Below are 19,986 nucleotides of genomic sequence, written 5' to 3'. Positions count from 1 at the left end.
TTTTATTATTCCCGGATTACCAGTCCAGCCCCTTGGATTTCCTGACCGTCCTGTAATGGTCCATGGTCTGCTCGAAGGCCTCGGCCTTGGCCAGCACCTCCTGAGGATTGAAAACGCGCTTGTCGATGATGTCGCCCTCCACCCACAGGCTGGGTATATCCAGCTTGTCCTGCTCGAAGTGCTGTATCGTCCTGAGGCTGCAGCTGGCTGCGCGGCAGGAGATAAGCGGATGCATGAAGAAGCCGTCGGCCTTAAAGCCACGGGCGATCTTGAGGTAGGTCTCAACGACTGGATTGGAGATACCGTCCTTCTTGGCATCGGGGAAAACGTTGAACCAGAAATTGCGCGAGAAGCGCGCCAGCTTCTCGCAGGGATCGCTGACCTTGCTCAGGTCGAGCGGCCTGGTGTTGTGGTAGCCGAAGCTCTCGAAGACGAAATTCCAGCCCTTCTCGGCCAGATTGTCGAAGAACTTCAGGCTGTGCCAGGGCGGAAGCTCGGCGAAGATCAGGCGGTACCTTTCCGGGAAGTTGATGCCCGATTCCTTGTTCTTAACGCGCTCCCGCACCTCGGCCAGCATGTCCTGGTACAGCTTGAGAGATACATTCATATCGCCGGCAAAAAAGAGGGCGGGCGGCATGCTGCTCCAGAAGTCCGTGCTGTGCATGGGCCCGGGTATGGCCTTGCGGGCCTCGCCGATCTGCCAGGTGGTCTCGTGTATCCTGGTGGCCAGATCGATCAACTCCTCCAGTTTGGCCCAGTCCATCTTCTTCTTCAGCAGTTTTTCCAGGAATTCTATGAAGTCCTTGATCTCCCTGGTCAGGAATTTGACCTGATAATCTTCGATATCAGGCTCGGTACCTTCGAATGTAGCCATCATGGGCATCTCGAGGCACCATTCAGGAGCATCGAAATATCTGGCCAGCGCCTGGAACCACTTGAAGCGGGCGTCGCAGATAATGCCCGATCCGAGCAGCAGCGCCGGTTTGGCCATGCCGCCCAGCGGCGCATCGGGCGGTATCTTGCCGTTGTTTTCCTTCATCATGCGATAGGAGTATCCTATGGTGCTCCTTCCGTATCCGCACATGTGTGTGGGGAAGCCGTCGGAGTCCGACGCGTCCAGGAACGGCTCGGCCGCGCCCGAGGCCGCCAGCAGCGTGGCGTAGTTCTCGGGGTAAACGATGTTGAGCCCCATGGCCTTGAGCGGGAGGTCGCCCTCCCAGTAATTGAGCATGGACCACACTGTCGGCTTGCCCTCGTTGCTGGCCTGCAGAGTGTTGACATAGTCCTGCTGCACCAGGTTGCGCAGCGGATACATGCTCTTGAGACGGTTAATGGCTCTCTTCTTCTCGGTCTTGGCGGGAGTTGCGGTTTCGCTCATTTTGCACCCCTTTATGAATTAAATATAAGTAACATCTTTAATACCGGAATTAAATCTTAGAATATCGCCGGCCTTATTGCAAAGACGTAAATGAAACGTTTCATCACAGGTTCGATCCGTCACTTTATCTGGCCGTCGTTCAGCATCTTGACCAGCTCTTTTTTCAGTATCTTTCCCATCGGGTTGCGCGGCACCTGTTGCAGTATATAGACGTGACGCGGCACCTTGAAGCGCGCCAGCTTATCGCCCAAAAAGTCGGTGATATCCTTCTCTGTTAATGTCGCACCAGGCTTGGGCACCACGATGGCTACGGGTATCTCCCCCAGGCGGACGTCCCGCTGCGGCACCAGCGCCGCATCGGCCACGGAAGGGTGCTTGTACATTAATTCCTCCACCTCGCGCGGGAATACCTTCTCGCCTCCGACATTGATCAGCTCCTTCTTGCGGTCGACCATGAAGAAGTAGCCGTCCTTATCGTAATACCCCATATCTCCGGTATGCAGCCAACCCCCGCGCAACGTCTCGGCGGTTTCTTTGGGCTTTTTATAATAGCCTTTCATCACAATCGGGCCCTGGATGACCAACTCGCCCACTTCTCCTGCTGCCAGAAGCTTGCCCGATTCGTCCATGACGCCCACTTTCACGCCGGGATAGGCCAACCCGACGCTGCCCTGTTTATAGGCCAGGCCCGAGCGCTGCATGGTGGCCGAGGCCGAGCATTCGGTTAATCCCCAGGCCTCGAGTATCACGACGTTAAGTGCAGTAGAGGAGTCCTTCATGAGCTGCGCGGGCATGGCCGAGGCTCCTGAGATGCCGATTCGCAGCGACGAGAGGTCGTACTTGCCGCGGTCCGGGTGGTTGATCAGCATGAAATACATGGCAACAACCATGGGCAGGAAGGTGACCTTGTGTTTCTCAATCTGTTCGAAGATCTCGACGGGATTGAAGGGGTCCAGCAGCACGAACGATGAGCCGGTGACCAGCGAGCAGAGTATCACGGTGATACCGAAGCCGTGGAATGCCGGGACCACCATCAGCGCGCGGTCGTTGTCTCCCAGTTTGAGCAGGCTGACGATGATGTCGGCATGGAAAAACAGGTTGGCGTGCGTCAGCATGGTGCCCTTTGGTTCGCCGGTGGTGCCCGATGTGTAGAGGATCTCCACCACGTCTTTTTCCTTACACAGGGCTTTAAAAGGAGTTGACGGCGCCTCCGCCTCGAGCTTGGAGAACTCCAGCCCTTCGCGATAGGCGCCGTTTACGATCAGGTGTTTGAAGAGGGGAGGTTTATTTGTGATTTTGCTGAAATGCTCGGCAAAGGCCGGGTTCGCCACCAGGGCGACCGAGTCGCTGTCCCTCAGCAGGTATTCCAGCTCCCGCTCCTTGTAAAAAATATTGACCGGCACGGCCACCGCTCCCAGGTAGGCACAGGCGAAATAGGTCACGATAAACTCGGGACAGTTATTGAGCATGATGGCGACTTTGTCATCGGATTTGACGCCGAGCTTTTTGAGGGCATGCGCGAACTTCTGTACCCTGGTCAGAAGCTGGCTGTAGGTTACAGGCTGGTCCTTGTAAATCAGGGCAGGCTTGTCTCCAATCTTGGAGGCCCTGGCCTCCAGCATACCGGGCAGATGCATTTTAACCTCCTCTATGAGTTATCCGGACCTGATCAATATGGTGTTCTATGGAGGTACAGCCCCGCGAGGATCATAACAGGGCAGGCTGAGCCCGCATAAAATGGTAAAGCATCGCCTGTCGAAATGTAAAGAAGTATGTATTTATATTTAAATATTAATATTGTATCTCCCGTCGTCAGATACTTGACTATTGATATCCTTCTGTTAGAATAAGCGACTGTCAGTCAGTTATATCCAGCTTATTTCAGGGTGTTTTGCACAGCCTGGACTTGTCCTGGCATCGCAGTGTGAAGCTGCGATGAATATCAGCAGGAGGTGTTGGGATGAACCTGGCCAACCTTGTAGTTGAAGGGATCAGGAAATTCGGGGAATACCAGTGCTGTTATTTCGAGGGTAAATGGTATACCAACGTTGAATTGGACGAGATGTCCAGCCGCCTGGGCAACGCGCTCAAATCGATCGGCATCAGCAGAGGAGACCGCGTGGTCACCCAGCTGCCGAACTGCCCTGAGATCGGCTGTGCGTTCAATGCCGCCTATAAAATCGGCGCCATCGCCGTGCCCATGAATCCCATATTGCGGCCGGACCAGATATCCCATATTTACAGGGATTGCGGCGCCGGGGTGACCATAACGACGTCCGATTACCTGCCCTGGATCAGGGAGGCACAGAAAAGCGCGCCGGGCCTCAAGAACATAATCCTGATAGACAAGGACGATGAGCCGGGCACCCTCTCTCTGAGAAAGCTGCTGGAGAGCTCCGGCAGTGAATTGAAGGTTGAGGAGATGGATTCCGACGACCTGGCGGCGCTCATCTATACTTCCGGCACGACCGGGAATCCCAAGGGGGTGATGCATACCCACTTCTCGCTGTGGATCAACGCGGTTTGCTTCGCTGATTTTACAGCCATGTGCTCCCCCACTACACTGACCAATGTACACCGGGATCTTAACAAACTGACTTATCAGATCGAGGAGACGCAACAGGTAGTTACGGGACACGACCGGCAGGTATTATTTCTGGCAGTATTGCCGCTATCTCATTCGTACGGCCTGTCTTTTATGAATTTCGGCAACCTGGTCGGATCCAGATATGTGGTGATGAAGTGGTGGAATCCGGCGGCGGCGCTCAAATTCATCCAGGAGATGCGCATCGAGTACCTTGCTATGGTGCCGACCATGTACGTTCACATGCTGGACCAACCCGATTTCGATAAGTATGACCTCAGTTCCCTTAAATACTGCAACTCGGGGGCTGCGGCGCTCGATCCGGGCATCGCATCCAGGTGGAAGGATAAGACCGGCGTCCACATACACGAGGGCTGGGGACTGACGGAGTCCGGCGCTCTGACAGCGGGCAATCCCACCACGCGCCCTCCCAAGATCGGCTCCATCGGCGTCAACATGCTCAAGTGCAACACAATGAAAATATTCGACGACCAGGACTGCGAGTTGCCGCCTGAAGGAAGGGGGGAGCTGGTTATCAGGGGGCTCGCTGTAATGAAAGGTTACTGGAATATGCCGGAAGAGACGGCCGAGACGCTTAAAAACGGCTGGCTGCATACGGGTGACATCGGTTACATGGACGGAGACGGCTACTTTTATATCACTGACAGAAAGAAGGACATAATCATCCGCGGAGGAGAAAACGTTTCGCCCAGGGAAGTCGAAGAAGTTGTCGGCAGGCATCCCAAGGTGCTTGAAGCGGGCTGCGTGGGGATCAAGGACAGGGTATACGGGGAGGAGATAAAGGCGTTCGTCGTGATCAGAGAGGGTGAGCAGTGCAGCGAGGACGAAATCATCGAGCATTGCAAGAAACACCTGCCCTCGTTTAAAACGCCCGGCAAGGTGCAGTTTATAAACGCGCTGCCCAAGAATATCCTGGGCAAGTTATTGCGGGCTGATCTGCGCAAGATGGAATAGAAGGGAGAAGGCAAATGATAGGAGAGACGAGCGGCATAAAAACTGCGCTTGTAACTGTACTGGTGTCGATAGTCACGGCTACCGCCTTGTCCTGCCAGACCTGGCAGGGAGAACCCCGGACGATTACTGACACACCTGCTCTGGATACTATCAGCAGGCATTGCGCGGAGCAGGTGGGAGCCCCCAGGGTCGAGAGGGTATCGGAGCATGTCTGGGCGGCCCAGGGCTATGACCTCGCCAGCACGGTGCTTATTCATACGGATGAGGGAAATGTCATTGTTGATACCTCCATCAACCCGGCAGCCGCCGGCGCTGTGAAGCAGGCTCTTGCAGTGGCCGCGCCGTCCGGGCCTGTTAAGGCAATTATTTACACACACAGCCATGTCGATCACACTATGGGGACAACGGTCTGGGCGGAAGACGGTACACGCATATGGGCCACGGATTCATTCCTCTCTCACTGGTTTAAGCAGTTCGGCATGTTCGGCAGGTCGGAAGCGGTTAGAGGTATGAGGCAGATGGGGTACCACATTTCACGGGAGGAAGTACCCTGCTCGGCGGTCGGACCGGTTATGCTCACCTTCACCCTGAATGATATGTCGGAGCTGGGCCCCCTCATGCCGACCGATACTTTTTCAGGTGTGAAGGTTCTGGATATCGGCGGGCTGAAAATAGAGCTGCATTCCGCCCCCGGGGAGACGCATGACCAGTTGATCGTCTGGATTCCCGAAGATGAGACGCTGCTGGCAGCGGATAATTTCTACTGGGCCTTCCCCAACCTTTACACGATCCGCGGCGCCAGTCCGAGGCCGACAGACGGATGGATACAAAGCATCGATGACATGCGCCGTCTCGAGGCGGAACACCTTGTGCCCAGCCATACGTCCACACTGCACGGGAAAGATAAGATTGCGCAGGCGCTGACCAACTACAGGGATGCTATCCAGTACGTCCGTGACGATGTTATCCGCCGCGCCAACCGTGGTGAGGATATCGATACCATCGCTGAAAGCGTCAAGCTCCCCGACCATCTCGCAAGTCTACCGTACCTCTGGGAAGGATACGGCCAGGTGGACTGGTCCGCCCGGGCTATCTACACTAACAACCTTGGTTGGTTTGATGGCAGTGCCGGCAAGCTGTATCCCATGAACCATACGGAAGCGGTCAAACGTGAGATAGAGATGATGGGCGGAACCGACGTCGTTGTTGGCAAGGCGAGCCAGGCGCTCAAAGAAGGCGATGCCAGGTGGGCTGTTCACCTTTTAACCAAGCTAAATGACTGCGGGCTTGCCGCCGGACCTGTGCAGGGCCGGGTGAAGGAGATGCTGGCCGAGGCCTATCGGCAGCTTGCCGCTGATACTGTTAACACCAATGGCCGCGCCTATTTGCTGGAATCAGCCCTTGAGCTAACGCAGGGTCCACCATCTCAACTGGGCTCCAGTCTTCCGGTGGAAACCGTAGCATCGATGCCTGTCGACTTTGTTTTCGATAATATGGCTCCCAGGCTGGATACGGGAAAAGCCGCCGGTGTATATGAATCGGTGCTGTATATATTCCCCGATATCGGAAGGAAGTTTACCGTCACTGTCCGGAACGGCGTGGCTGAGGTGATCGAAGGGACGCCCCTGCCGGGCACGCCAGCACCTCTGGCTACCCTGACCGCCGACTCACTTACATATAAGCTGGTCGCGCTCAAGATGCTTGGCCTTCCAGCAGCCTTTGCGCAGGGCAAGATCAGGGTGGAAGGGGATTTGCCTGCATTGATCGTGTTTATGGGACGTTTTCAGACCTGATAGCGGCCCCGGAGGGAATAAGCAGGTGATAAATACACTGTACAGGAGACTGGTATGAAAAACACCGGCAATTATGATAAGAGTACTTCAGCAGTATGCGGCCTGTTCTGCCCTGCCTGCACGCTTTACATCGGGACTCAGGAAGATCCGCAGAGGCTGCAATTCCTGGCTGATAGATTCAAGCTCCCGCTGGAGGAGGTTCGCTGCGGCGGATGCCGTTCTGAATTGCGCTCCTTTTACTGCCGCCAGATGTGTTATATGTACAGGTGCGCGGACGAAAAGGGGATCGAGTTTTGCGGAAGTTGTGAATCATATCCCTGCCGGGAGTTAAAGGATTTCCAGTGCGCCATGCCGCACAGGATCGAACTCTGGAGTTCCCTGGACCGTATACGGGAAGCCGGCCCCGAGGTATGGTACGCGGAGATGCTGCAGCATTACGCCTGCCCGGCCTGCGGGACGATCAATTCAGCTTATGATTTTCAGTGCAGGAAGTGCGGTAATGAGCCCGGTTCCGCTTACGTTGCGGATCATAAGGACGAGATAATCAGGCAGCTCGGTGAGATGAAGTAGGGGCGGACCTTCAGGTCCGCCCTCCAACACAAATCATTGGCAATAGTTCTTTATCAACTGGATATAGAAATCGATCATCTCACCGTAGTTGTCGACCGAGATTCGCTCGTTAATACCGTGTATCATAGCCAGGTCCTCGCTGGTCAGTCTCTGAGGCAGAAAGCGCAGGATGTTGGGTGATAGGCCGATGTAGTGTGTCACATCGGAGGCCGAGTTTGCCAGCGCCGGGGCTATCACAGCCTCGGGGAAGATCTCATGAATCGTCTGACTGTAAATTTCAAAAGCCCTGCTATCAGTGCTCGATACCGGAGATGCCTCGTTGGCGCTCTGGCCATACTGCGCAACAGTAACACGTGGATCGTCGATCACCTTGATAACGCGATTCGTAACGCTTTCGATGGTGTCTCCAGGCAAGAGGCGGAAGTTGACTATGGCCGAAGAGCGCGTCGGCAGGACGTTTGCGCGGTCACTACCCTTTAACATAGTGGGAGCGGTAGTGGTCCTCAATGTCGCATCGGTGGCCGGCGACGCTGCAAGCTGGCTTTCGATGACCGGCCCCAGCAGCCACATATTGGCGAAGATGGTTTTATAAAGCGGTGACATTTCCGGTCCCAGGTAATCGAACATCCATGATGCCGGTCCCGCCAGGTTGCCCGGGAAGGGATTTTTCTCAAGCTTATCGACGGCTGCAGCGATGATACCGGCAGTTGTCTGCCTGGGTGGCATCGAGGCGTGTCCACCTTCTGACTCGGCCGCAAGTTCCAGGTTGAGGTAACCTTTCTCCGCCAGGCCTATAAGTGCGACAGGAACCTTAATGCCGGGAACGGCCCCGCTGATGACCACGAAACCCTCGTCTGTGATCAATTCGAAATCCTGGCCATTGTCCTTGAAGTATTGCGCGATCTTGCCCGCCCCCTGTTGGCCGGTTATCTCCTCGTCAAAACCCGAGGCCAGGTAGATGGAGCGCGTTGGTTGGAAGCCGTCCTTGATCAGGTATTCCATGGCTTCCAGCATGCCGAGCAGGGTGCATTTGTCATCCAGCGTGCCGCGACCCCAGATATAGCCGTCGGCGATAGTGCCGGAGAAGGGCGGGTACGTCCATCCTTCGTCAAGCGCCGGCACCACGTCCTGGTGTGCCAGCAGCAGGATGGGCTTCTTCTGGGGATCGCTGCCTTCCCACATATAGAGCAGGCCGTAATCGTTGATTATCTTCAGTTCCGTGGTCGAGTGCACCAGGGGATAGGTCTGCTTGAGGTATTCCTGCAGCTTGGCGAATGGTTCATAATCCACTTTGGAGATATCTTCGTTGAAGATGGTCTTGAACTTGATAGATTCCGACAGCCTCTGCGCGGCCTGGTTTTTATCGATATTGTAGGTTACCTTGTCGCCGGCCGGCAGCTGTTTTGAGCTGAATGTCATTGTCCTGAAGGCGATAATGCCCCCCAGAATAACGATGACGGCCAGGATACATAGAATGACGATGACCCAGGTCTTCATTTTACCAACCTCCTCGGACAAGAAATTTACAGCATTCTAACACGATGGCTGCGGTGCTACAAAAGTGCGACGAAGGTCAACAAAGAATCGCTTCGCTTCCTGCATTGAACATATTTATCATCGCAGCGCCGCTCATTCTACGGGCATGCGGGCGCTGCCGGTGGCCCTGATCATCCAGTTGACCTTGCTGCGGTCGCTGTACCAGAAGCTCGAGTTATAGTAAGTATCGATAGCTATCGGCACCATATTGGGCGGGCGCCCGCTGGCCAGGTCGGAATGCTCGTTGATGATGCTATCGTCCACACCAACATGTATGCCCTTGTGCATGCCTGTGCCGGTGAACAGGTAAACCTGGAAATCGTTTTCAAGGGGAAGCGGCGGTATGTCGAAATCCACCCAGGACGGCTCCTGGTAGGGGAAGGCGCCTTTGACGGGAAATTTAGCTATGGCATATACCTGGCTAAAGAATGGAGTATAAAATTTATCCAGGACGGAAAGCTCAAAAGTCTTGCCTTCCCAGGCCACGCCGTAGATGCCGCCGCAGATGCTGACCTTTTTCAGTACGAAAGGTTTAGCCGGAGGGGAGAAGCTGATGAGGAAGCCGTTGTTGTAGCCCGCCCACAGGGCATCCTGCGAGACACCGCTATCGTATTTGAGCTCTACATCCCTCTCCTCCACGGCAGTGACGGTGAGGGTTGCACTGGCGCTTTCCAGCCGGATTTCGTATTTTCCCGGCTTCTCCCTGGATATATCGAATGTTATTTTAGCGATTTTTTCCGGCTGGATTGTAACGGTTTTACTGGCCACATTGTCGCCGTTCATGGTGAGCTCGGCGGTGTAATTGCCCGCCAGCCCGCCAGTGTTGGTCACCTGGGCTACGACGGTAGCTTCTTCGTCAACCTGTACCTGTGCAGGCGTGACTCCCAGCGATACGACCTGGAACGAGGCGGGCTGCAACTGCGGCTGCTGGGAGCAGGCAAAGCCTATCACGGCAACCAGCGGCATCAGAGGCAGGAACGTAAAAGCTTTAATCCGGCGGTACATTTGCAGCAGGGCAAGTATAATGCACTCGCCCTGCTGCAGGCAACCAGGCGCTATTTCTTAGTCTTGAGTATCTCTCTCAGTTCGCGTTTAAGTATCTTGCCCACGGCGCTCAAAGGAAGCTCATCCATGAAGATGATCTGCTTGGGCACCTTGTAGGGAGCGACCCTCTCGCGCATGAAGCTGGTTATAGACTGCCTTGCCGTATCGTTGGGCTCCACCCCCTTTTTAAGCACGATGGCTGAGGCCACGATCTCGGTGAATTCCCTGCCGGGGTCAGGCACGCCCACCGATGCGCACATCTCCACGTCCGGGTGCTGGGCCAGGATATCGTCCAGTTCGCGTGTGAAGACCTTCATGCCGCTGACGCTGACCATGTCCTTGAGCCTGTCGACGATATAGAAGAAACCGTCCTCATCCATGGTTGCGACATCACCTGTATGCATGTATCCGTCGCGTATAGAGTTGGCCGTCTCTTCTGGTTTGTTGTGGTAGCCTTTCATGATCTGCGGGCCGCGGGCGCAGAACTCGCCCGGCTCTCCCAGCTTGGCCAGCTCGCCTGTTGCCGGATCGACCAGCTTGACCTCCGTGTCAGGGAGCGGCATGCCCACCGAGCCGACCTTCTTTTTACCCAGATACGGCTGGCAGGTTATTAAAGGGCTGGTCTCCGTCATGCCGTAGACCTCGATCAGCTTGTTATCTCCCACGATTTCATAGAACTGCTTGATCAGCTCGGCTGGGAAGGGCGCCGCCCCGCTGGCGTAGAACTTGACGAACGAAAGATCCATCTTCTGGAAATCCTCGTTCTTCATCATCTCCATGAAAAGGGTGGGGACATTGGCCACCACCGTAGGCCTGTATTTCTTGATCTGGTTGATGATGAACGCGACATCACGGGGATTGGGAATAAGCACCTGGGTCATGCCGATGGACATACCCACGAAAGCATAGAGCAGTCCGGCCTGGTGGAAGAGCGGGAAAGCGGATACTCCCACCTCCTCGCCGATCTTGGCCTCGGTCCAGGTTACCCATTGCGATATCTGGTGCGATACGTTGCGGTTGGTCAGCACCGCGCCTTTAGAAGGTCCAGTTGTGCCACCGGTGTATTGCATCAGGCAATCTGAGTCACGGTCCACCCAGGTATTGACCTCTTTGTCAGGGTATTTCTTGAATATGTCTATATGGTTAAATACATCGATGCCATCCTGTTTCTTAACCTCGCCGGGGGGCGCATTCCAATCGACAGGACCCATGAAGTCGAAAACACCGGCCACTACCAGTGTCTTCACCTTTGTCTTGGCCAATATGGCGTTGACCCGTGCCAGGTTAACATCGAAAGTCACCAGCGCTTTGGCGCCCGAGTCGTTAAGCTGGTGCTCCAGTTCATGTTCGGTCAGCAGAGGGCTGACGCCTGTTGTGATGCAGCCCACCTTTTGAGCGCCAACGAAACAGATGAGGTAAGCCGGGATATTGGGCATGTTCAATCCGACGACATCGCCCTGCTTTACGCCCCTGTCAAGCAGGAAACCCGCGAATTTGTTAGACATGACATCCAGCTCTTTAAAGCTGATGACCGTGTCGATGTAGATCATGGCCGCCCGGTCGGGCACTTCGCGGAAACTCCTGCGGGCCATGTCGATAAAGGATATCCAGGGATAGTAGAGATTCGCGGGGACATGGGCATCGTAGTGCTTGAGCCAGGGTTTGGCGGAATACGGATCAGACATAGGTACCTCCTGTTTTTTTATTTTCCAGGCGCAGCTTATGCTACGCTCCTACGGCCTTAGTAGGGGCGGGTTTTTAAACCCGCCCGTTATAATATTTCAGCCTCCGAAGATCCGTTTCGGATTCTCCACCATCATCTGTCCTATCTGCGCATCGGTCACGCCCGCCTGCTTGAGCTGCGGGATGATGTTCTTGAAAAGATGAGTGTAAGACCAGTCGGCAATCAGCGCCTGTATGAAATCGGGCATGATGGTTTGCCGTCCCATGATACGCGTTACACAATCCTGAGAGAGCATGATGCGATCGGCGAATCCCAGCCCCAGCAGGCCGAGTATCGTAGCCCTGCGCAGGTTGTCGGGGAAGATGAAACCGATGCCCCAGCGATCGAATCCAAGGTAGACGCCTTTATCTATCACCGACATCTGGTACTCGAAGCCGGCGTTGCCGCACATGTGGCCGATGACTATTCTCTTGGGATTAACCCCCTCGCCAATCAACAACGCTGCCTGCTCGGGTCCCATGGTTCCCTGCTGAGTATGAGTTAATATGGGCACCCCCGTCTCCTTTTGTGCCCTAGCCGCAGCCTTCAGAACCTTCTCCTCGTAGGGGGTAATGCAACCGTGGCTGGTCGCCACCTTGATAACACCCGCCCTTACACCGGTTTTGCCTATACCCACCGTCAACTCCTGCATGAAGGTTTCGTACAGCTCGGTGGTGATATCCATCACCTGACTGCGGAACTTAAGGTAAGCCGGCGTGCCCTCGGCCTCGAAGTACATACCTGTGGCGCAAATAATATTCAGGCCGGTCTTCTCTGCGACCATCCTGTCCAGGTCTATGTTTCTCCACAGGTCGCAGGGTGTGGCGTCCACCACGGTTTTGATACCGAATTTTCTCGCCTCTCCCACGGCCTCCGCACAGGCGGATGCCAGCTCTTTGAGGTCGACGGGAGGCGCTACGGCATCATGTTCCCAACCCGGATAAGCCAGCACCATGTGCTCGTGCATGAGAGTGGGCCCCATCTGGTCGGCGGGTAACGTACCGAGCACAGTATTGATCTTTACCATTCCTGCCTCCTAACAACTGCCTCAATCAGGTAAATTAATAGACCGTACCGCAATATAACATCGAGAATAGGCAAAGTCAATATGCGCCCACGATTAAAAACAGGGGGTTGACAGACGGATCAACCGAGAGTAATATATAAAACAAGCGCTTGATTTATATATTTCCTGGGTCAGATTGTAAATAAAGGGGGCTTGAAAGGCATTGGGTCGTAAAAGTCTGGCAACGGAGCGGCGGAGGCAGATACTGCGGGGTGCAGCGTCTCTTTTCATCAGGAAGGGTTATATCAATACGTCGGTGCGCGATATCGCCGGTGAGCTCGGTATGAACGTGGCGACGCTCTACCACTACGTTGGTTCCAAGAACGGTATACTCGGCCTCTTCCACGAATATACCATGAACGCCATTGATTTCTTCAGTAAGAAATACCGGGCGGTGCTTGAGAAAATGGAGCCTTCGCGAGCCTTGAAATATGCTGTGAGCGAATATTTAAAATGGGTGGAAGAATACCAGGATTTGACGGTTTTCTGGTATCAGGAAGCAAAAAACCTTAGCCCCGCCCAGTTCAAGGCGTTGAAGATGCAGGAAGAGTGCACAATTCAGATATTCCAGACCATACTTGAAAGGGGTATCAAATCAGGCAAGTTTAAGGTCAAAGATCCTGCGCTGGCCGCCAATAACATCGTCGTCCTCTGCGATATGTGGGCTTTCCGCAGGTGGCTGCTGAAGGAGCACTATACGCTGGATCAGTATATAAACGAGCAGATGGATTTGATTATGGCGCAGGTTTCCCGTTCGGGGCGCTGAGTGCGCGGAAGGTCGAATTAGTTCAAGGAGGCCGGTGACATGAAATTTGTAACGGGTGAGAAATACGTCCTGGGTAATATGCTGGAAGAAGCGGCCGGGAAGTATCCCCGGGCAACTTTTTTCTGGTTTGAAGGCAAGCAGTATACCTACGGCCAGGTGCTGGAACAATCCAGGCGGGTTGCGAGCGGCTTCGCCGCAATGGGCGTAAAAAAAGGCAGCCACATCGCAATACTGATGGAGAACTGCCCCGAATTCATTTTCACCTGGTTCGGGCTGTCCCTGCTGGGCGCTATCGAAGCACCCTTCAACCCTTTTCATAAAGGCAACATACTTGAATACCTTATCAATTACTCGGATGCTGAGATACTGGTCATCAGCAGCAGCTTCATCGATGAGATCAAGTCTGTAGAGGACCGTATCAAAAAGGTTAAGACCATCGTTATCGAGGGGCAGTTTGCAGGCAATCCTTTTAAAAAGATACAGGCCGTGCCGTTTGCCGGGCTAATGCAGGAAAAAGACCTGCCGCCGGATGTAGAAGTGCGATATAACGACATCATGGCGCTGATGTTTACCTCCGGCACGACCGGACCTTCCAAGGGCGTGCTGATCACGCATAACCAGGCCTTCTTCGTCGCCAGCCAGTATGTGACCGTGAACGGAGCCAAGAAAGGAGATATCGGTTACGGCTACATACCGCTTTTCCACGAAGCGCCGCAGTTCGGGCTGGTGCTGGGCGCCATGCTCTACGGAGGGAGCTTTCTGCTGACGCGCGGCTTCAGCCCGGCGGATTTCTGGCAGGACATCAGAAAATACAACTGCACCATATCCGGCATGTTCGAGGTCGTAATCAAGATCCTGCTGATGGCGCCCGAACAACCGGACGATGCGGACAATCCTATGAGGGCCTTCTCGACGGCGCACATCACCCGGGAGAGCCAGGAGGCGTTTGAGAAAAGGTTCAACGTGAGACTGGTCAATACATACGGGCTGACGGAGGGGGATTGTACTATAGCGGCTACATACGATGACATCAGGCCCGGCTCCTTCGGCAAGCCGCGCGGCTATTTCGACGTTCAGCTCTTCGACTCCATGGACCATAAAGTACCGCGGGGAAAGGTTGGGGAGATAGTACTGCGTCCGCGGCAACCGCACACCATATTCGAAGGCTATTACAAAATGCCTGAGAAAACACTGGAGGCCTTCCGCAACCTGTGGTGGCACACGGGTGACCTGGCTTACCAGGATGAGGACGGGTACTTTTTCTTTGTCGGCCGTGAAAAGGACATGATCAGGCGCGGCGACGAAAATATCTCGGCGCTCGAGGTGGAAAAGGTGGTGGAATCTCATCCGGACATTGCTGAATGCGCCGCTGTTGCCGCTCATTCGGAAGTGTGGGGTGAGGAGGTCAAGCTTGCCATAGTCTGTCACGAAGGTAAGCAAGTCGATCCGGCGGAACTGGTGGCCTACTGCGATGAGCGCATGGCTTATTTTATGGTGCCCCGTTATATCGAGTTTGTCGCAAGCATACCGCGTACGGGAGGCAGTGGCAGGCCTATCAAAGAGCAGTTGAAACAGGTAACGGATAAAACCTGGGATAGAGTTAAGGAGGGAGTAAAAATCAAGCGCGAAAAGGAAAAAAAGAAATAAGTCAACAAGGGCAAAATGGTTATGAAAAGTTAAAGGGAGGTTTGTTGTGGATTATCAGGATATCAGGCTGAAAAAGATGGTCTTTTTGAATCATTGCCTATTGAACGTGGATGCGCGAGGGCCGGGTGTGGCTTTCAGACGGGGCCCATCCAGTGAATTAATCCAGGCTTTTCTGAAAAAAGATATAAATATAGTACAGCTCCCTTGTTGCGAATGCCTCGGGTGGGGTGGGGCTGCCAGGAAAGAGTTCGATAAATTTTTACCCATAATCACGCATGCCGTCAGGTTCGGGTGGTTCCCTTTGTTCATTCCGATAGCGAAAGCCTCGCTTTCATCGTACGACAGCTTGTGTAAGAAAGAAGCTGTCAAGGTGGTCGACAGGATGGAGGATTACCTGCGTGAAGGTTTTACCATCTGCGGAGTGATCGGCATGAACGACAGCCCGACCTGCGGGGTTACCAAAAAAGTGAATATGGTTGAATACATGAAACAAATGGCAATTGCCATACGTGCGGGAAATGCTGTAGACCCCGTTAAAATGAACCTCGACCAATTAATGGACGGCAAATCGTTCTTTATGGGAAATCTAATAGAGGAGATGGGAAAAAGGCGTTTGGATATTAAAGTAATAGGATTTGAACCATGGGCTGAATCACTGGAGGCTGAATCCGAAAGGGTCGTCAAGCTTCTCAATTTATAGACATGAATTTGGTAGCAATGGCATAGCAGATTAAAAGCTGCGAACTGATTTTAATAAGACATAGGAGGTAAATCCGGCATGAAAAAGATAACGGTACTGGGCGGTGCGGGGACCATGGGATCCGAGGCGGTGAAACTGCTGCTCGAAAGGACAGACGCAGAGATCACTGTAGCCGACGCCAGCGTCAAGGGTCTGAAACGCGTGGAAGCCGAGCTGGGTAAAAAAGTTAAAACGGCCGGCGCCGACGTGAACGACAGGGAATCGCTGGTCAAACTGCTCAAGGGCGCCGATGTGGTTATCAGCACGGTCGGCCCTTTCTACAAGTATGCAGCAGCCGTGATCAAGGCGGCCATCGAGGCGCGGGTGAACATGGTCGACATAGACGACGACTTCGATGCCACCAAAGACTCTCTGGAGCTGGATGAAGCCGCCAGAAAAGCCGGCGTGACCGCCATTATCGGCATGGGCGCCAGCCCCGGTGTAACAAACCTGGTGGCCAAGCTGGGCGCCAGCCGTTTGGACAGGACAGACGATATCCGGCTTTACTGGGGCGAGAGTGCGATCGATCCGACCGGCTCAGCGGCCATGATGCACTGGTTCCATATCACAGCCGAGAAGGTGCCCGTTTTTATCAACGGCAAATGGGTCGAGCAACAGGGTTTCACGCAGCCCGAGGTCATCGAATTCATGCCTCCGGTGGGTAAACTGGAAGTGGTCCTGACCGGACATCCCGAGCCGGTCTCTTTGCCCAGGTATATCAAAGGCGTGAAAAACGTCAGCATCAAGGGCGCACTTTATCCTCCCAAGATGATGGAGCTGTACCGCTGGCTGATCGATACGGGTTTCGGCAGCAACGACACATTCATGGTAAACGAAAACGTATCGATGCCGTTCCGCGAACTGGCTGTCAGGATAATCAGGTCCATGCCGCGCTTCGCCCCCGATTACTTCAAGGATGTGCTGGACGACGCGCTGGGTAAATATGAAGCATGCGCCGGCACTTTTAAGATCGTGGTCAGCGGGAAGAAGGGCGACAGCCTGACCACCATTACCTATGACCTGATGGCGAATAACGTGGCGCACAGCACCGCGCTTCCGGCTGTAATCGCCGCACTATCCCTGCTGGATGGCAAGGTCAGTCAATCAGGTGTTATGGCTCCCGAGGGCGCCCTGGATGCCGCCATGTTCCTTGAGAACCTCAGCAAGGACGCCACTGTGAAGGAAACAGTCACCATCGCCAGAGATAAGATCAGCTTCCAATAGGCGAGGATGAAAATGAGCAGACAGGAATCGTTTGATATCGTAGTAAACAACGGCATAGTGCTGGACCCGTTGACAAGGTTCTACGGACGGGCCAATGTGGGCATCAGCAAAGGTGTTATTCAGATGATTGCCGACGGGGCGGAGCCGCTGGCCGGGAAAAAGGTAATCGATGCCGGAGGGCTGGTCGTGGCGCCCGGCTTTATTAACATACACGGGCACGATTGCGGCGCCGGTGTCGGAGCTGAGTTCCACGTCCGCGACGGCATCACAACCGAGATCACGGGAAACTGCGGAAAATCCGGCACTTTTTTTGAGATAGCCGGCGTCAAGGACAGGCCGCATTATCCCATCCGCGATTTCTTCATGACAATAGAAAAGGAAGGCCTGATCATCAACGTCGCTTCATTCATCGGCCACAACACCATACGCGAGGCGGCAGGGGCTAAAGACCCCAATACGGCGGCGACACCGGACCAGTTAAAGGAAATGCTCAATCTTGTAAGGCAGGAGATGGAATCAGGAGGCGCCGGTATATCCTTTGGTCCTTTTTACGCACCGGGAGCGACATTTGAGGAAATGGCGACCGTCGCCGGGTGCGCTGAAAAGCTGGGCGGCGGCGCTTCAATGCACGTCCGGCACGCCGGCCCGTCTCCCAAGGATATCGAGGCGGTGGAGGAGGCTATACGTATATCCCGCGAATCCTCCATACCGCTGACGATCTCGCACAGGGGAGGCAGCATAGTTACCCGCAGGAACACGGGTATCGCACTTGAGTTGATCGTCACCGCGCGGAATGAAGGCGTGAAAGTCACAACCGATCAGACGCCGTTCACCGCCGGCACGGCCATCATAGGCGGAGAGTTCTTTAACCAGCCGCTGGAGCCCCTGGCTGAGATGATGGGCGTGGAAGTCTGGGAGCTTGAATGCCCGACAACAGTGGTGATCGATGGCAAGACCATAATTAAGGCCAACGAGCGGTTTTCCAGCTTTGAACAGTTTTATACAGTCCGTGACCGGGTCAGGGACGGCACGATAGCCGAACCGACGCTGCTGTTCCACCTGCACAAACCGGAATTCATCTGGCTTTACTATTCCGCGCCGTTCACCATGGTGGAGAATGACGATGCTATCTACATGGATGTGAATTCAGGCAAATACGGCGGCCACCCGCGCGGGGCCGGCGCATTTGCCTATTTTCTGGGCCACTGGGTGCGCGAAATGGGAGTATGCGACCTGATAACAGGTGTCTCCAAATGTTCAACCAATGCAGCTGTGTGGCTGGGACTGAAAAAGAAAGGACGTGTGCAGGTCGGTTGCGATGCGGACCTCACCCTTTTTAACCCCAAGACGATCATGAACGGGTCCAGCTATCTTGAGCCGGGTATTCCCTCACGCGGCATCCCATACGTTATCATCGGCGGTGTTGTCGCTGTCGATCAGGGTAAACTGACGGGCTCAAAGTCCGGCAAGGTCCTCAGGCGTAACTGGAAGGTGACGGGCGACCTGCCGGATATTGCGCATGCGCCCGAGATAAACATAAATGCCCTGCAATCCCGATCAGCCGATTAAGCATGGCATAAAAAAAGGAGGCTGTTTTTAATGTCCACACACGATAACAATCAAGAATACGGTACCGGGGGCAGGAACGCCACTTACATACTGGTGATCTGTACCCTGCTTTACATGGTTAATTTTATGGACAGGCAGGTGCTCTCGGCGGTATTGCAGCCGATGAAGATCGAGCTCGGGCTTACCGATGCGGAATGCGGCCTGGTGCAGACCGTTTTTATCCTGGGCGTGGCCCTTTTCACATTTCCAGTATCTTACCTGATGGACCGCTGGAACAGGAAAAAACCTATGGCGATTATGGCCATATTATGGAGTGTCTTTACGTATGTCACCGGCCTTGCCACCAGCTTTATCAGCCTGATTATACCCCGTGCGCTGGTCGGTGTAGGTGAAGCCGGCTTTTCGTCCGGCGGTACGGCCATGATTTCGGGGGCTTATCCTAAAGAAAAGCGCGGGAGGGTCCTTGGCATATTCACTGTGGCAGTTCCGCTGGGAGCCGTAATAGGCACCATAGCAGGAGGGATGCTTTCGGCTAAATTCGGCTGGCGTATGCCTTTCTTCTTATTTGCCATACCCGGCATTATCCTGGGCATCATGGCCCTGTTTATGAAGGACTATAAAGTTGAGGAATCCACCGTATCTCAGAATTCCCGCAAGGATATCGGAAGCTCTTTTGTGACACTACTGAAAATTCCCACATTGCAGTGGCTATACCTGGGCCTGGGCATCTCAACGATCATGATCAATACATTCTTATCCTGGATGCCTGCCCTGATCATGCGCGTGCTGAATGTAAACGAGTCGACCGCGGGTCTGATCGTCGGAGGCATGGGCATGATGGCTTTGATCGGCGCCCCGCTGGGAGGCTGGCTGACCGACCTCTGGCATAAACATAATCCCAGAGGCAGGGTTTATCTGCCGGCTATCGCACTGGCGTCGGCGGCCGTCGTATTAATAGCTGCTATCATGACCGGTTTCAATACGCTGGGCATTGTGCTGGGCATGCTCTACGGCATTCTCAACGTGATGGCGGTCCCTGCCTTCGGGGCTATCTCGCAGGATGTTGTCCCGGCGGCCCACAAAGGATTCTCCTTCGGCCTGGCTGTATTCTTCCAGTACATGCTGGGCGGCGCCTGGGCTCCCTGGGTGGTTGGAATCATGTCTGATGCGCTGGGCGGTGGAGCAAGCGGGTTAAGCACAGCCATTACAATTGCAACCGCTTTCGGCGTAGTCGGCGGCGCGTGTTTCTACATTGCTTCCAGGCACTACGTCTCAGATGTCGGCAAGGCCGGCCAGGACAAATTGGTCACCTCAAATTGAACTAATTAAGAATAACTGATTGTTTATGAATGAAAAATGAGGAGGTAGAATT

At 54.3% G+C, this 19,986-nt stretch carries 15 protein-coding genes; 9 read left to right on the top strand and 6 right to left on the bottom strand.

Features of this window, described 5'->3' with window-relative positions; all coding sequences use genetic code 11:
- Positions 1–16: 16 nt before the first annotated feature.
- Both WC359_11340 and WC359_11335 read right to left on the bottom strand, forming a co-directional pair.
- On the bottom strand, positions 17–1,378 hold the full coding sequence (locus tag WC359_11340; GenBank protein MFA5401028.1) for a 2-hydroxyacyl-CoA dehydratase family protein: 1,362 nt from the start codon (positions 1,376–1,378) through the stop codon (positions 17–19).
- Between the two features lie 119 nt (positions 1,379–1,497).
- The gene (locus WC359_11335) at positions 1,498–3,015 is read right to left on the bottom strand and encodes a long-chain-fatty-acid--CoA ligase (protein MFA5401027.1); all 1,518 of its coding nucleotides are present in this window, start codon (positions 3,013–3,015) and stop codon (positions 1,498–1,500) included.
- Between the two features lie 323 nt (positions 3,016–3,338).
- Between WC359_11335 and WC359_11330 the strand changes: the two genes are divergently transcribed.
- Genes WC359_11330 through WC359_11320 form a run of 3 tightly spaced genes read left to right on the top strand, consistent with a single transcriptional unit; the run spans position 3,339 to position 7,300 of the window.
- Positions 3,339–4,937 (top strand): AMP-binding protein, encoded by a 1,599-nt coding sequence (locus WC359_11330; GenBank protein ID MFA5401026.1) that lies wholly within the window; start codon positions 3,339–3,341, stop codon positions 4,935–4,937.
- Positions 4,938–4,951: 14 nt separating this feature from the next.
- Positions 4,952–6,730 (top strand): alkyl sulfatase dimerization domain-containing protein, encoded by a 1,779-nt coding sequence (locus WC359_11325; protein ID MFA5401025.1) that lies wholly within the window; start codon positions 4,952–4,954, stop codon positions 6,728–6,730.
- 54 nt (positions 6,731–6,784) lie between these two features.
- The gene (locus tag WC359_11320; protein ID MFA5401024.1) at positions 6,785–7,300 is read left to right on the top strand and encodes a DUF3795 domain-containing protein; all 516 of its coding nucleotides are present in this window, start codon (positions 6,785–6,787) and stop codon (positions 7,298–7,300) included.
- 33 nt (positions 7,301–7,333) lie between these two features.
- Here the strand turns inward: WC359_11320 and WC359_11315 are convergent, their stop codons facing one another.
- The 4 genes from WC359_11315 to WC359_11300 all read right to left on the bottom strand — a co-directional run bounded on the left by WC359_11315 (position 7,334) and on the right by WC359_11300 (position 12,630).
- Positions 7,334–8,797: a M20 family peptidase gene (locus WC359_11315; protein MFA5401023.1), complete on the bottom strand. Its 1,464-nt coding sequence runs from the start codon at positions 8,795–8,797 to the stop codon at positions 7,334–7,336.
- A gap of 132 nt (positions 8,798–8,929) precedes the next feature.
- Positions 8,930–9,841 (bottom strand): CARDB domain-containing protein, encoded by a 912-nt coding sequence (locus tag WC359_11310; protein ID MFA5401022.1) that lies wholly within the window; start codon positions 9,839–9,841, stop codon positions 8,930–8,932.
- Positions 9,842–9,891: 50 nt separating this feature from the next.
- Positions 9,892–11,565, bottom strand: coding sequence for an AMP-binding protein (locus WC359_11305; protein ID MFA5401021.1), 1,674 nt, complete (start codon positions 11,563–11,565; stop codon positions 9,892–9,894).
- A gap of 96 nt (positions 11,566–11,661) precedes the next feature.
- Positions 11,662–12,630: a phosphotriesterase-related protein gene (locus WC359_11300; GenBank protein ID MFA5401020.1), complete on the bottom strand. Its 969-nt coding sequence runs from the start codon at positions 12,628–12,630 to the stop codon at positions 11,662–11,664.
- A 202-nt stretch (positions 12,631–12,832) separates the two neighbouring features.
- On the opposite strand from WC359_11300, the gene WC359_11295 reads away from it, so the two are divergent.
- The 6 genes from WC359_11295 (at position 12,833) to WC359_11270 (ending at position 19,934) form a co-directional block, all read left to right on the top strand.
- Positions 12,833–13,435, top strand: a complete 603-nt coding sequence (locus tag WC359_11295; GenBank protein ID MFA5401019.1) for a TetR/AcrR family transcriptional regulator — start codon at positions 12,833–12,835, stop codon at positions 13,433–13,435.
- A 39-nt stretch (positions 13,436–13,474) separates the two neighbouring features.
- A complete protein-coding gene (locus tag WC359_11290) occupies positions 13,475–15,082 on the top strand; it encodes an AMP-binding protein (protein MFA5401018.1) in 1,608 nt (535 codons plus the stop codon).
- 46 nt (positions 15,083–15,128) lie between these two features.
- Positions 15,129–15,782 carry a hypothetical protein gene (locus WC359_11285; GenBank protein MFA5401017.1) on the top strand — a complete coding sequence of 218 codons (654 nt, stop codon included), beginning with the start codon at positions 15,129–15,131 and terminating at the stop codon, positions 15,780–15,782.
- A 78-nt stretch (positions 15,783–15,860) separates the two neighbouring features.
- Complete coding sequence (locus WC359_11280; protein MFA5401016.1) at positions 15,861–17,045, top strand: saccharopine dehydrogenase NADP-binding domain-containing protein; 1,185 nt, start codon at positions 15,861–15,863, stop codon at positions 17,043–17,045.
- A gap of 12 nt (positions 17,046–17,057) precedes the next feature.
- On the top strand, positions 17,058–18,614 hold the full coding sequence (locus tag WC359_11275) for an amidohydrolase family protein (protein MFA5401015.1): 1,557 nt from the start codon (positions 17,058–17,060) through the stop codon (positions 18,612–18,614).
- Between the two features lie 30 nt (positions 18,615–18,644).
- Positions 18,645–19,934 (top strand): MFS transporter, encoded by a 1,290-nt coding sequence (locus WC359_11270; protein ID MFA5401014.1) that lies wholly within the window; start codon positions 18,645–18,647, stop codon positions 19,932–19,934.
- Positions 19,935–19,986: the final 52 nt, after the last annotated feature.

The organism is Dehalococcoidia bacterium (genome assembly GCA_041653995.1).
GTDB lineage: Bacteria > Chloroflexota > Dehalococcoidia > GIF9 > UBA5629 > CAIMUM01.
The sequence above is the reverse complement of the archived record's forward strand: the minus strand, read 5'-3'. Positions and strand labels throughout refer to the sequence as shown.